The organism is Streptomyces lucensis JCM 4490 (genome assembly GCF_014650035.1).
Lineage (GTDB): Bacteria > Actinomycetota > Actinomycetes > Streptomycetales > Streptomycetaceae > Streptomyces > Streptomyces lucensis.
The window spans coordinates 153,735-166,448 of the sequence record NZ_BMUE01000007.1 but is presented as its reverse complement, the minus strand read 5'-3'; the positions used below and the strand labels follow the sequence as shown (position 1 = coordinate 166,448).

Genomic DNA, 12,714 nt, shown 5'->3' with positions numbered 1-12,714 from the left:
GAGCTGCTCCCCCGCGCCCGCGAGGTCGCTCCCATGACGCCGCTGAGTCCGGCGATCAGGGGCAACGCAAGCGTGACGCGAGCCGACCCAGGGCACAGGCCTGCCTGGGTACGAGACCCCGGCTGCGTGCGAGCCCAAGAAGGCACGGCCACCCGTGGAGTGTGCCATTCCCCTTCGTGACTACCGTGGCGTAGGCGCCGGATACGTGGCCGGGGTTGGCGTGTGAGGGCCAGCGCTGGAGCACGTAGTGCTCGGCGATGGTGTCGGGTTGCCTGAGGAAATGAGCGGCAGGGCCCCCTGGTCCGCGGTACGGTGCGCCGATGTCAGTGATCAAGAAGTTCCAAGTCACCTTTGACTGCGCAGAACCCGAGCGCCTCGCTCGCTTCTGGTGCGAGGTGCTGGGGTACGTCACACCGCCGCCACCGGAGGGGTTCACCACCTGGGACGACTTCAACCGCACCCTGCCTCCTGAGAAGCAGGGTTCATGGTTCGCCTGCAGTGATCCCTCGGGCGCGGGCCCGCGCCTCTACTTCCAGCGCGTCCCCGAAGGCAAGATCGTCAAGAACCGGGTGCATCTCGACGTACGGGTCGGCACCGGGCTCGTGGGGGACGAGCGCCTCGCCAAGCTCGAAGCCGAGTGCGCACGACTGGTCGCGCTCGGCGCCACCCACGTGCGAACGCTGTACGCCGATGAGGAAAACGAGTCGTGCATCTCGATGCTGGACGTCGAGGGCAACGAATTCTGTATCGACTGAGCATTTCCAGAGCCGGGGAGGCGGGCAGCCGCCTACCCGGGCCTCTCTGGTCGTGGGTGGGACGTGCGTTACCCGTGAGGGCGAGGTAGTACAACCGGGCCATGCTCGGCATCGCTTTGGCAGACGGTGGCAGGTGAGCAGCCGTAGAGCAGGGCGAGTTGCCGCATGGTGAGGTTCGTGCGGTAGTGCACGGCTGCCAGCAGTACCCGCTCCGCTAAGGGCTGTCCCGTAGATGCCGGTCACGGGTGAGGTGATCCTTTTTGCTCGGCATCGCCCGTCTGCACAGCGTCGTTCTCGCCGGATGACGGGCAAACGAGCAGGCTGTCCAGACGTCAGAGATCATCTATGGCACAGCCCTCAGCGCCTGTTCCTCCGTGTCCGCCGGTGACGACGCCCTCGTGCAACTCGAGGCGGGAGCCAGTGAATCGGCTCCGCATCCGCCGGTCGTGGGTGACCAGCATGACGGCGCCCTCATAGCCGGTGATGCCCGTCACACCGTCGGGCTCCCTCGACCACGCCCTTGGCGCCCGAGTCGGTGGTGACGGGACTGGCCGCAGAAGCCCAAGGCGTTGTGCTCCTCTTCCCAGGCCGGGAGTTCGGTCTGGCGGCGTTCGCGGCGGTGCGGGAATACCAGGCCGGTGCCGTGGTAGGCGCCATCGGCGATAACCGTGGCCTCACCGACGGCTTCTTTGGCGCCGGAAAGCTCCCACGCCTTGCAGTCGTCACGGTTGCCCAGCAGCGACCGGCCGACGGCGACGTCGAGCCGGGTGTCGGCATCAATGGCGACCTGGTGGTCCGTGGCGTACCAGTACCCGTAGTTCTTCGACTGCTCCGCCGCGACGGTGTGGTCGCGGGAGGGGACCAAGGTGCCGTCGACGATCAGCAGGGTGTCCCCGCGGAGTAGGGCGGTAATCCGCTCGAAGCCATGGCAGCCGTCAAAGGACCTTGTACGTCAGCTCGTACAGAGACGGCGACAGCGCGCCGATGCCTTGCGTTCGTTCCCCAAGGCCCAGCTCGGAGGGCACGATCCCCGCTCCCCCAATGAAGCTGGCCTGTCCAGTTGCCTCATTCACCTCGTGCAGAACGATGTCAATCGGCTCTTGATTGACGAACGGCACGAATCGCTCGTCGAACTCATACACATCCCCTTGTCTCATCCGTATCCTTTCGAAGACACCGCCGTCTCCTCTACTGACGGTGATCTCGTCCGCACCATCGGGGTCCTGAACTCTCTTCGCCTCCAGCCACAAGAGCTTGGCGTAAGCTGCGTCCGTCATTTCAACCTCCCATGCTTGCAAGCGGGTCCCGAGCCTCCAGCTGCAATACCCATGGTTCGGAACCCCCAGTATTTGGAGCGCGAGTCGCGGCTTCCGCTCGCATCTCCATAGATCAACAGGCGGGTGACTGCATGTCTCCGCCATGCAAGAAACCACCCCAGTACAAAGAGCTTCTTCTCCATTACGAGAGCAATGCACCGATCTGCCACTTCTACAGATGCGACAGCAGAAGCCGATGGAAATCGGTCGACTTCTCCGCGAGCTCTATTCGCGCGGTCTTCCTCACTTCCAGCATGCTCTTGTGACGACCCCGCGCAACCTGGCGCGCCTGCCACACGATCGGCCCGAGAATGATCACCGTCATGCCGGACGCCCCGGATCGGAGCCATGGACAGTGCGGGGTTGACGGTGCGATGGGCCGGCGGCAGTTCACCCTTGGGTGGGCTCCGGACCGGGCCCCCGACGGACTTGGCGTGGGTGCGCCAAGTGTTCGATCAGGCCGGGACGTACAAGAACTCGGGCCCGTACGTCTGCCCGCTCCCGTCCGGCAGCTCGTGCTGCATCAGTGACCGCGCAGGAAGCCTCAGTTTCCGCATCTTCGTCTCGGCTTCGTCGAGAGCGTCGCTCGCTTCCTGTGGATCGGCCGCCTGCCATGTCTTCTCCAGCCATCCCAGCAGTTCGCTGTAGCGCTGGTTGAACGTTGTAAGGAGCTCCTGCACCGCTGGGTCAGGGCGGTACGCCGGCTCCTGCGCCCAGCCTCCCCTGGGCACTGTCCCCATCCGGTAGGTCTCGGGCATCACGATGGGTTCGCCCTCGTAGGCCCACCCCTCGGGAGCCGTCGGCACCTCTACCAGCTTCTTGCCCTGCAGGATCTGACGGAACTCGTAGTAGTGGGCGAGCTCGCCCTCCCTGCCGAAGTAGCGGTTCTTCGGCGAACTGTGGCTTCCCTCCCCTTGCTCCATGATGACCTGGATGGCATCGTCCACGGCCTCAGGCGTGGAGAGCGGGACGAGGTTGTTCCCCAGACCGTAGGCGGTCTCCATCTCCTTCTCGACCTGTCGGTGGCCTTTGATCAGGTCGGGGTTCTGCCTGAACGCTTGCCGGATGGCGCCGTAGAAAGCCCCGATCGACGTGCCGGGTTCCTCGAATTCGGCGACGGGGTCCTCGGGCCGTTCGATCTGGCAGTACATGTCGAGGGAAGCGGCAGTCAGACCGCTGAGGGACACGCAGATCTGAGGTCGCACCCCCCCGGGCAGGTGCCCCGGGTACTTGGGAACCAGGTCGGCGTGGTCGATGCGTGGGGATCCGCCGATGGTGGTGAGCATGTTGCACACGAGCCCCATGTGCGACATCTCGTCCATGATGATCGCCAAGATGGCGTCGTGGACGGCCTTGTCCCTCGCCGGGTCCTTGATCGACCACAGACCGCACAGATACGGAGGGAGGGTCGCGAGCTCCAGCATGATCGCCTGCTGCAAGGCGTCCTGCAGCCACTTTCCGTCTCGCTGCGGCCCGGGTTGGCCCATCAAGGCGACGATCGCCTTGCTCTCGTAGGCAAGAGCTTGAGTCAAGGGAGGCTCCTTCCCATCGCGGTCGCATCACCGCGGGTGGCCGTTTCAGTGCAGTTGCTGGACACCCGTCGCGTCACGGACGAAGACGGAGCGGGTATCCGCGGCTCGATAGCGCTCCTTGAGAGTGAAAGCAGCCGGTGTGCCGGCCACCGGGGCATCCGGCTGCTCCACGTACAGAACGTAGGTCTTCGCCGTGTCCGTCTCGTTGTCGAGCTGCAGCCAGCCTGCGCAGCCCGCAGCAGGAAAGGTGCCGGTCGCCGTGATGGTCACTGCGACGGACGTCTGGTCGAGCGTGTACGTGGCGGTGCCGAGTTCGAGCCGCTTTCGGGCACCATCCTTCCAGCGTCTGAAGAGCTCGATCCATTCCTCCGGCCACGGTCCACCGTGGGTGACCGGTGGCATGCCGTCCTCCAGACGGATGAGGATGTCGTCGGCCTGGGCGACGACGGCGTCGTAGTCCCAGAGGTCGAAGAAGGAACTCATGTGGACGCGGTCGGTAGCGCGGAACATGGGCTGGATGTGGAGCTCGAAGACGGGTGTGCGCACGCTGGCCGTACCTCCATCAGATGTTCTTCACGACTTCCTCCGTTCTCGGCCGAAGGTAGAGGAGGCGGTTGACGTGCGCGAAGCATCAGCCCGTACGTGGGCGCGCCGCCAGGCTGGCTGGCTGGCGAGCTGCGCCGCCTGGCCGCGTCCGAGGTCCTTGGCTGACGCCGGTGAGGAGACCGCGATGGAGGGGCGCCGTGGGACTGGATCCGCAGGAGCGGCTGCGCGTGCTCGACGACCTTGCCCGCGACTCTGGCCACCGGTGTGTGCGGCGTTCCCCAGCCCTGACGAAGTGGAGTTGCCCTCGCGGCAATTGGCCCACAGCGGCATGCCTCTATGTGAAGCTTTCCCCATGACTCACCCTCGTGAAGAACTCAGGGCCAGGCTGCAGACCGATCGCCCGCATTCTGCCCGTGTCTGGAACTACCTACTGGGAGGTAAGGACAACTACCCCGTCGACAGCGAGGCCGGTGAGGTCATCCTGAAGACCTTCCCGGAGTTCGCCGCCGTCGCGCGCCTGCAGCGGAGGTTCCTCGGGCGCGCCGTGCGCTTCCTGGCGGGCGAGGCCGGGGTCCGCCAGTTCCTCGACATCGGCACAGGACTGCCCACCGCTGAGAACACACACGAACTGGCCCAGCGCATCGCGCCGGAGAGCCGCATCGTGTACGTCGACAACGACCCTCTGGTCCTAGTGCACGCGCAGGCTCTGCTCACCAGCAGCGCCGAGGGCGCCTGCGCCTACGTCGACGCCGACGTCAGGGACCCGGAACGCATCCTCGCCGAAGCAGCGAAGACCCTGGACTTCAGCCGCCCGGTCGCCTTGACCATGCTGGGCATCATGGGGCAGATCTCTGACGCCGAGCGCCCCGCCGACCTGGTGAGCACACTGATGTCGGCCCTGCCCTCGGGCAGCTACCTGGCCCTCAGTGACGGCACGAACACCAATGAGGCACTCAACACCGCGGTCGGGATCTACAACGGGCAGTCGGCCAACACCTACCACCTGCGGGCACCGCAGGAGATCGCTTCCTTCTTCGGCGGGCTGGAACTGGTGGAGCCGGGGGTCGTGTCCACGGCCGCCTGGCGCCCGGACGCCGACCGGACCGAAGAGGACACGGCCGATGTCTCCGTCTGCGGTATCGCGGTCAAGAAGTGACCCGGCCCGCCGCTCGGTAGTCCTGCGGAGGTACTTCGCAGCGCCGGCACAAGACACGACTGGAGTGGGTGGAGCCGGGGCAGCCGGACGCCTCGGCCACCCGGGCGTCCCGGCACCTCGCTGCTCCGCAGCAGCCGCGCGGCGTGCCGCGGGCGTGCCTCGCGCAGGGCGCCGCCATCTAACGGTAGACCTGAGGAGGTGGCGGGGCAGGGGGTGCCGGCGCGGGGGGCGTGGGAGGCCAGAAAGGATCGTCCCAAGGGTCGTACGTCGCCGTTGAACCGCCCGGTTCGGGGGCCGGAAAGTGGATCTTCCCTGCCGTCCACACAACACCCAACGCGACAGCCGCGGCCATGACGACAGCCGCTAAGTGATACAGAGCCCTCTTCAATGCTCCCTCACCCGCTTCAGGTCACACACCTCGGCTCGCACCCTCATACTGCCTTTCTCCCCTCCCGTCAGGCTTGAAACATGCGCCTTCACATCCCGCCGAGGAGTCTGGTTGTGAGTGTGTTCTTGAGTGGAGGCGAGGTGGGTTCGCGAAGTATCAGAGTTCCCCCAAAGCCTCGGATGCAGCATCGAGGAATCGCTGCCGAAGGGATACACGTCAATGTGAAACACCCCGCGGGCCAAGGTGTATTCGTCCCATGCTCTGAGGCATTCCTGGTAAGCGGAACTTCGTTGATCACCGACCCACTGAGCGCGCTCCTCATGCATCCATGAAGCCATTCTTTCCATGCCGGAGGATCGATACGCTCAACAAGTATCAGGCTCGTGCGGGTCGTGCAGGGAGACGCGCAAGCCGGGGCAAGTCCTGGCCTGCGTCAGCGTCGCAGCAGCTCTGGACTGACATCGCCGCCTGAAATGCTGCGGCGCGCCGTCAATCCGTCGCCGGGGTCAGAGCGTCCGGTCGGGACAACGTCTCGGACAGCGGCATCCTGTACCTTGCGGCGACGTTCCGACGGACCCGCAGTTCGGCTCTTGTCCGCGGGCGGTACCTGGGCTCCTTGCCGCACCCGCAGGCCGATCGCCCTTCGTAGCGGAGCCCTTCACCCAACACCGCAGCGACGACAGACCACCCGTGGACATCACGCCTGGGCGGCGGAGCGAAGTCACGACCGGCGCAAATGAGGGGCTGAGAACAGTTCGGGCACACGTGCTCCCGCTGCGGCCAGGCATGCTGCTTGAAGCTGACGCGGCACGGGACACACGCGTAGTGCAGCTTGTAGTAGGTCATGGCGTACACGCACACGGAGTCACCGTACCGAGCAGTCATTCAGGCAGATCACCCGTTTTCGAGCGGCCAAGCCAGCCTCAGGCGTTTGACGGCGGTGGGATGGGAGTCAGCGGCTCCCGGCCGGTGGTGGCAGTTTCAGCTTCAGCGGGCCGCAGCCGAGGCGGGCGGCTTCGGCCTCGACGTACAGGGGGAAGAGGGTGCGCAGGTCCGCGCTCAGTCCAGCGTCGTTGACCTGGACGAGGAACACCGTCTCCCCCGCCTGGCAACGGGTTCTGAAAATACCCAGGTTGGGGCCGAGGCCGCCGTAGCCGGCCGCGGAGCGCACCCGGTCACCCTCATGCAGCGTCATCCTTGTGAAGACCGCGGCCAGCCGCGGGTCCTCGACGGTCATCAGGCGCTGCACCGGCTGCGAGCCGGTGATGTCCCGGTCGCACGTCCGCACCGGGCCGTGCCCGACGGTGATCATGGGGTCTTGGTCCGCCTTGCGTTTCCTGCCCAGGGTCAGACCCTTGATGCCGCAGAGCGCGTCCGGCTTCTCCGTGCGGGTGTAGTGGGCTGCCTTCGGCAGGCGTTCGACCGGATCGGCGATCGTGCCGGTGCAGCCCAGGTCCGCGCTGACCTTGTTGACGAGCTTCACGACCATGCGGGCCAACGCGTCCCGTTCCTCGGTGCGCGGCTCCATGCCGCTGATCCAGCCGCCCTGGGCGATGTCCACGACGGTCGGCCCGTCGAGGTCGCCGGGGCGGCCCAGGCAGCCGTCCGGGATGGCGAGCCAGGCGCGGTTGTCCGAGGCCATGCCCAGCAGGCCGCCGCCGAGCGGGGTGAGGCGGGCGGAGAGGAACTCATCAGCCCACATGCCGTCGTCGCCGGCCCGGTCGTCCAGCCGGTGCACCCGGGCGGTGAGCGCCCACTCGTCGCCGTCACTGTTCGACAACTGGCAACTGCCGGTGGGGCCTTCCATGGAGCGCGCGCCGTACAGCACGGGCGCCTCGACCACCTTGACGTCTTCGGGCTCGCGGAACGTCGCGGCGAGGTCATCGCGGGACAGCGCGCCCCAGCACACCTCGTCCGGCGCGAACGGCCCGGCCTGCGTCTGCCAGGCCGTGCCGCCGACACCGAGCAGCACCCCGGCGACAGCTGCGGCCAGCAGCGGCCGGATCCGGCCGCGCAGTAGTCTGCGCCAATGCCACCGGCGCAGGTGCCGCTCGCTGTGCGGCTCCCCCTCGGTGGGCAGTCGTTGCTCGGCGGGCAGGGGCTGCTCGTCTGCGTTCGGGTCGTCCGCGGTGCTGCTCACTGGGCGGCTCCCTTGGGGGCGATGGGGGCGCAGCCCAGGCGGGCCGCGACCGCGTTGGCGAAGGCGGCTAGGTGGTCGGGGTCGGTGGAGGCGCCCATCAGGAAGGTGGCGGGCCGGCCGGCGCAGTCGGCCCGTACGATCGTGTGCTTCTCGCCGAAGGTGCCCGTGCCACGCCAGCCGCGGGCCGCGGGGTGCTCGCCCGCGATGCCGTCGAACACCGCGGCCAGCCGGGGCTGCGCGACCATCGCCAGCTCCAGGTACGGCATGCCGTCCCGATCGCCTAGGACGCTGCACGTTTGCAGGTCGCGGGTGACCGCGCCGGTCTGGTCCTCGATGTCCTCCGTGGCGAGGCGCAAGCCGCGGATGCCGCAGACGTCGTCGGACGCGCTGAAGACGCTCTCCGGCTTGCCCGGCAGGTCGTAGAGCGGCGAGCTGACCCTCAGCGGCTCGTCGGGCGCGCAACCGGCCGCCGCCATTCCACGGTTGGCCGCCGCGACGAGCAGCACCGCAGCCTGACGGGCACCGCCCAGATCGGCAGGATCGTTCCGGGTGTAGGAGGGGCCGTTGCTGTATGTGCCGGACGCGTGCATGGTGACGACGGTCGGCCGGCCGTCCTGCGTATCGCAGGACTTCGGGAGCACCAGCATGCCACCGCGCCCGTTCACCGTCCCCGGCAGGCCGTCCGGGAACGGGGCCATGTCGCCGCCCAGGAAACCGTCATGGACCATCGCGAGCCGGGCCTCCGCGGCCTTGGGGACGGGGCCGTACTCGACGGACACCTGCTGGTCGATGGAGACCTTGTCGCCGTCGTGACTCTCGTACTCGCCGGCGATGACGATCTCGCACCTGCCGGTCGGACGCTCGCGGGTGGGCGCCGTCTCCCGGTCGGTGCGTGACCCGTCGTCATCGTCGCCGAAGGCCTCGTCGCCGAGGAAGCCCGGACCGCTGTCCTCCTCCCACGCGCCCCAGCAGTAGTGGTTCTTCGGCCACGGCCACGTGTCCGCCGTCCACGTAGCGAACCCGGTGCCCGCAAGCACGAGTACCAGCGCGGACATCAGCAGCAACCGGCCGCGCCTGCTGTGCGGCAGCGCTCGGCGCAGCCGGCCGGGCGCCGCGGGCGCCCCGTCTGTCTCACTCACCCCGTGATCCCCTCCGGCGCAGGAGTGTATCCCCCGTCACCGTCGGCTGTGCGGCGCTCGGTACGAGGGAGGCCGCTTCACTCGACTTCCCTGCAGGTCGCATCGCGTTGATCTATGCCGGCCTTGACGAGTGGGGACTGCGGGTGACGGCACTCAACGCGTGCCGACGTCGTAGGTGGTGCCCTTGGCCACGGCCTGAAGCTTGTCCGGGTTGGCCACGTTGTGGATGGCGGTGATACGGCCGTCGGTGCCGAAGTCCAAGGTGACGGTGGCGATCACGTGTTCCGGTCCGCTGAACACGATGCCCGGCCCGCCGTTGATCTCGACGAGTTCGGCCTTCATGTCGGCAGGCTCGACTCCTTGGTAGGTGACGGTGCCGATGGCGGCGAACCAGGCGGCCACCGTGGCCGCGCCGACCACCGGGCGCAGGGCTTGGCGGACCTTGCCGCCGCCGTCGGTCCACAAGGGCGGCGTGACTGAAGTCGAAGACCTCCTTCAGCACGAACACCGCGCGCTCCAGCGGGCTGAGCGTCTCCAGCACCACCAGCATGGCCATCGACACCGCCTCGGCATCCGTGGCGGCCTCGGAGGCGTCCTTGCCGGTGAGGATGGGCACCGGCAGCCACGGCCCTGCATAGGTCTCCCGCTTGTGCCGTGTGGAGCGCAGCCGTTCCAGCGCCGGGTTCGACACGATCCGCGTCAGATACGCCTTGGGGTCGGCCACCTGCGAGCGGCCCGCGTTGACGACATCGCATGGCCCAGCCGCGGAAGTTCCGCGTTCCTCACTCCCTGTCGGAGTTCGGTCCGGTCACAGACCGCGGGCGAGCGGTAGGTTCATGCCCGGTGCCGAGTCTGCTCGGCCAGTTCGCGGGCGTGTGCGGCAGCTTCTTCGGCCCTGCGGCGAGCTTCGCGCGCGGCCCGATCTGCGTCCCGTGTGTGGGCGCGGGCCTTCCGCGCGGCCTCCCGGACCCGCTGCTGCTCGTGTTCCGCGTCCTGAAGCTGCCGGGAGAGTTCGGTGACGCGCTGCTCTGCCTGTCGTTGCTCGTCCTCCGCCCGGCCCAGCTGCTCTTCCGCGGTGGTCAGCTCGGCTTCCCGGTCGTGAAGGTCCTGCTCGGCGTCCGCGGCCTGCTGCCGGGCCCGCTCGAGACGCTCTTCCTGCTCGCGGCGACGAGTGCGCGCGGCCTCCAGGTCGGCCACCTCGCCGGCGGGCTCGGTGCGACGGTCAGCCGAGGGCGGTGTGGGCTGCCGGAAAAGGGCGGGGAAGCCTGCTGGGGCGCTCAGCGGCTTCGTCAGACGGCCCTTCGCCCACTGCTCGGCCGCCTCAGGGTCGGCCAGCACCGCGTGAAGGGTGTCCTGGACCTCCTGCCGCATGTCGTCACTGATGCGCTGCCCCGCTTGGGCCGTGAGCCGGCCGGCCTGCCGGGCCAGTGCAGAGGTGACCTGGTGCTGCCGCGCCGACAGCTCCCTCAGCTGCTCGCCGTCGAGGTCCTGGTGAGCCCGCCTGAGCGCCTCACCGAGTTGCACGAGCCGCTTCACCTCGTCCGGCTGCTCGCGCACCAGCAGATTGCTCGCCCATGCCGCGAGGGTCGGGCGCCGTAGCCGGCGGATCTGCTCGGACAGCTCCCGGTCGCCTTCCGCGCTCGCGGCTCTGGCACGCTCGTCCCTGGCGGCCGTGAAGTCACCCGGGGCCACGGAGTACAGCTCATCGACGACAGCGTCCAGATCCATCAGTGCCTCCCACCCATCACCTCCCCCGTGCTCCGATTTTGTCATTCCCGGATCCGATATGGACGAGTGCGGACCCGAGCGGCGGCCAGCCGTGAAAGCCCTCGGGCACGACCTGGCCACCGCCCAAGCCGATGCCTGCCTCCCCTGCCTACCCGGCCTCCCGGCCTGGCCTACGACCGAGCCGGGCGGGTGAGCCCAAGTGGGGCCGCGAGCCGGACGGTATCCCCGTCAGCGACCCGCCTCTGCCCGTGGGTGGGCGACGAGCCCCGAGTGTGCGGTTTCGCCTCCCTCGCGCACGCGGGGCGCGGCTTACCGGACGCGCGGCCGCTCCGCCGCTGGGTGCTGTCCGGCGTCCCCGCCGTCCTCGGCCGAGGAGATCTCGGCGACGATCTCGGTACCGAGCGCAAAGGCCGGGACACCTGCTGTGATGAGCGCGGTCTCGGCGACTCCGATCAGGTCGGCGATACCCGCCCCCGCGTGGAGCGCGCCCTGGGCGTGGATACGGGCGGGATGGGCCCTGCCCAGCGCCAGGAGCTGACCGAAGTGGACCAGCTGCTGCACTCGCGCTCCCAGCGGGTTGTCGGTCAGAACGATGTGCCGCAAGACCGCGATCGCCTCTTCGGTGGGAAGTCGCCCGAAGTCCTGGGCCAGCCGCAGCCGGGCCTCCACACCATCCGGGACGGCCCCCAGGGTCGCCCGGTAGCGATCCCGTACCGCCTCTGCACGCCCGGCCGCCGTGCCGCTCGCCGTCGCCGGCGTGTCCGGCACGGACACCGGCTCCGTCCCCGTCGTCACGTTCATCAGGAGGCCACCCGCGCGATCGCGGCCCGCACGGCTTCCACGGCGCCCTCGGGGAAGTCCACGGCCCCGCCGATCGCCGCAGCGGCGAGTTCGGCCTCGGCGCTCTCCTCGATGGCCACCAAGAGGTGAGCGGTGGCCGCCGGGTCCGGGCCGAACACCAACAGACCGTGGTTGGCGAGCAGCACCGCGGCCGTCGTCGTGCGGCGCTCCAGGACCTCGGCGATGCCGCGGACCGACACGTCCGACCCACGCGGCCCCCATGGGACCACCGGGACGTCCTCCGCCTGCCCGAAGCGCAGCATCGGCTCGGTGCGGCACGGCAGCGGCCGGTGGGCCACGGCGAAGGCCGTCGCAGCGGGCGAGTGCGTGTGAATGATCGCCCCCACCTGTGGGCGGATGCGGTAGACGGTGCTGTGCATGGCGGTGATCTCGGCGCTCACCGACTGCAGTTGTCCGGCGCGAACCTGTCCGTCCAGGCTGACGGTCGCCAGGTTCTCGGGCCGCAGCCCGCGGACGAATCCCGGGGTCAGCAGGAAGCTGTCGTCATCGAGCCGGGCGCTGAGGTTGGCATGCCCGGAGTGGGACATCACCTCCGCCGCGAAGAGTCCCTCGGCGGCCTCGACCAGCTGGTCGGCCCGCTCATTCCTTACCTGCACATCGGCCATGGCGTCCTCCTGAAGTCAGTCGGTGGCGGCGGCTCGAGCGCCGCTGTCCCCGTGCCGACACCCTCCAACTTGAACTATGGTTCAAGTCAAATGCCCTGCCGCAGCAGGGTGGAGAAGGGGAGGACAGACACATGGTCATGACGATCGGGCAGCTGTCCGAGGCCACCGGAGTACCGGCGTCGGCCATCCGGTTCTGGGAACGTCACGGCCTGCTGCCCCCGCCCGCACGCCAGAGCGGGCAGCGGCGCTACGACTCGGATGCGGCCGAGCGGATCGTGGTATTGCGCAAGTACCAGCAGGCCGGGCTGACCCTGAGCGAGGTCAAGGAGTTCCAGCGCGACCAGCCGCACCGGCAGGCGATGATCCGCGCCAAGATCACCGAGATCGAGCAGCGCATGGTCGATCTCCACCACGCCACCCAGCTCCTGGAACACGCTCTCAAGTGCAGCGCCAAGGACATCGTCACCTGCCCCAAGTTCCGGGAGCTGACAGCGCGGTGGTGAACGCCGACACATAGAAGCGCAGAGGCCGGCTCGCTCGAGGCTCCG

The 12,714-nt window shown here is 68.4% G+C and carries 12 protein-coding genes and 3 pseudogenes; 3 read left to right on the top strand and 12 right to left on the bottom strand.

The genetic code is table 11. The features are described 5' to 3' along the window. The first annotated feature begins 320 nt into the window (after positions 1-320). Positions 321-755 (top strand): VOC family protein, encoded by a 435-nt coding sequence (locus tag IE177_RS17965; RefSeq protein ID WP_190016370.1) that lies wholly within the window; start codon positions 321-323, stop codon positions 753-755. 116 nt (positions 756-871) lie between these two features. Here the strand turns inward: IE177_RS17965 and IE177_RS17960 are convergent. The 6 genes and pseudogenes from IE177_RS17960 to IE177_RS17935 all read right to left on the bottom strand — a co-directional run. Continuing rightward, positions 872-976, bottom strand: a pseudogene (locus IE177_RS17960) (transposase family protein); the annotation flags it as partial. Positions 977-1,323: 347 nt separating this feature from the next. Next, positions 1,324-1,647, bottom strand: a pseudogene (locus tag IE177_RS17955) (transposase); the annotation flags it as partial. A 43-nt stretch (positions 1,648-1,690) separates the two neighbouring features. Beyond that, entirely contained in the window at positions 1,691-2,032 is a 342-nt protein-coding gene (locus tag IE177_RS17950) for a hypothetical protein (protein ID WP_190016369.1), read from the bottom strand. A 211-nt stretch (positions 2,033-2,243) separates the two neighbouring features. Then, positions 2,244-2,396 (bottom strand): hypothetical protein, encoded by a 153-nt coding sequence (locus tag IE177_RS17945; protein ID WP_190016368.1) that lies wholly within the window; start codon positions 2,394-2,396, stop codon positions 2,244-2,246. 130 nt (positions 2,397-2,526) lie between these two features. After that, positions 2,527-3,603 carry a ferritin-like domain-containing protein gene (locus IE177_RS17940; RefSeq protein WP_229816100.1) on the bottom strand — a complete coding sequence of 359 codons (1,077 nt, stop codon included), beginning with the start codon at positions 3,601-3,603 and terminating at the stop codon, positions 2,527-2,529. A 45-nt stretch (positions 3,604-3,648) separates the two neighbouring features. Continuing rightward, positions 3,649-4,149 carry a hypothetical protein gene (locus IE177_RS17935; RefSeq protein WP_190016367.1) on the bottom strand — a complete coding sequence of 167 codons (501 nt, stop codon included), beginning with the start codon at positions 4,147-4,149 and terminating at the stop codon, positions 3,649-3,651. Between the two features lie 352 nt (positions 4,150-4,501). Here IE177_RS17935 and IE177_RS17930 point away from each other — a divergent pair, with 352 nt between their 5' ends. Then, the gene (locus IE177_RS17930; protein ID WP_190016366.1) at positions 4,502-5,305 is read left to right on the top strand and encodes an SAM-dependent methyltransferase; all 804 of its coding nucleotides are present in this window, start codon (positions 4,502-4,504) and stop codon (positions 5,303-5,305) included. Between the two features lie 1,340 nt (positions 5,306-6,645). Here IE177_RS17930 and IE177_RS17925 read toward each other — a convergent pair. The 6 genes and pseudogenes from IE177_RS17925 to IE177_RS17900 form a co-directional block, all read right to left on the bottom strand. Beyond that, a complete protein-coding gene (locus IE177_RS17925; RefSeq protein ID WP_190016365.1) occupies positions 6,646-7,833 on the bottom strand; it encodes a hypothetical protein in 1,188 nt (395 codons plus the stop codon). Further along, positions 7,830-8,972 (bottom strand): hypothetical protein, encoded by a 1,143-nt coding sequence (locus IE177_RS17920; protein ID WP_229816099.1) that lies wholly within the window; start codon positions 8,970-8,972, stop codon positions 7,830-7,832. Before IE177_RS17920 ends, IE177_RS17925 begins: the two co-directional genes overlap by 4 nt. Positions 8,973-9,125: 153 nt before the next feature. Continuing rightward, positions 9,126-9,711, bottom strand: a pseudogene (locus tag IE177_RS17915) (sigma-70 family RNA polymerase sigma factor family protein); the annotation flags it as partial. 95 nt (positions 9,712-9,806) lie between these two features. After that, positions 9,807-10,700, bottom strand: coding sequence for a hypothetical protein (locus IE177_RS17910; protein WP_190016364.1), 894 nt, complete (start codon positions 10,698-10,700; stop codon positions 9,807-9,809). Positions 10,701-11,009: 309 nt separating this feature from the next. Next, entirely contained in the window at positions 11,010-11,501 is a 492-nt protein-coding gene (locus tag IE177_RS17905; protein ID WP_190016363.1) for a carboxymuconolactone decarboxylase family protein, read from the bottom strand. Beyond that, positions 11,501-12,166: a class II aldolase/adducin family protein gene (locus tag IE177_RS17900; protein WP_190016362.1), complete on the bottom strand. Its 666-nt coding sequence runs from the start codon at positions 12,164-12,166 to the stop codon at positions 11,501-11,503. Before IE177_RS17900 ends, IE177_RS17905 begins: the two co-directional genes overlap by 1 nt. Positions 12,167-12,297: 131 nt before the next feature. Between IE177_RS17900 and IE177_RS17895 the strand changes: the two genes are divergently transcribed. Further along, positions 12,298-12,669: a MerR family transcriptional regulator gene (locus IE177_RS17895; RefSeq protein WP_190016361.1), complete on the top strand. Its 372-nt coding sequence runs from the start codon at positions 12,298-12,300 to the stop codon at positions 12,667-12,669. The last annotated feature ends 45 nt before the right edge of the window (positions 12,670-12,714 follow it).

What these genes read in the sequence shown, in the direction of transcription:
- IE177_RS17965 (WP_190016370.1), top strand. Translation starts at nt 321, where the DNA reads ATGTCAGTGATCAAGAAGTTCCAAGTCACCTTTGACTGCGCAGAACCC.
- IE177_RS17950 (WP_190016369.1), bottom strand. Translation starts at nt 2,032, where the DNA reads ATGACGGACGCAGCTTACGCCAAGCTCTTGTGGCTGGAGGCGAAGAGA.
- IE177_RS17945 (WP_190016368.1), bottom strand. Translation starts at nt 2,396, where the DNA reads ATGACGGTGATCATTCTCGGGCCGATCGTGTGGCAGGCGCGCCAGGTT.
- IE177_RS17930 (WP_190016366.1), top strand. Translation starts at nt 4,502, where the DNA reads ATGACTCACCCTCGTGAAGAACTCAGGGCCAGGCTGCAGACCGATCGC.
- IE177_RS17910 (WP_190016364.1), bottom strand. Translation starts at nt 10,700, where the DNA reads ATGGATCTGGACGCTGTCGTCGATGAGCTGTACTCCGTGGCCCCGGGT.
- IE177_RS17905 (WP_190016363.1), bottom strand. Translation starts at nt 11,501, where the DNA reads ATGAACGTGACGACGGGGACGGAGCCGGTGTCCGTGCCGGACACGCCG.
- IE177_RS17900 (WP_190016362.1), bottom strand. Translation starts at nt 12,166, where the DNA reads ATGGCCGATGTGCAGGTAAGGAATGAGCGGGCCGACCAGCTGGTCGAG.
- IE177_RS17895 (WP_190016361.1), top strand. Translation starts at nt 12,298, where the DNA reads ATGGTCATGACGATCGGGCAGCTGTCCGAGGCCACCGGAGTACCGGCG.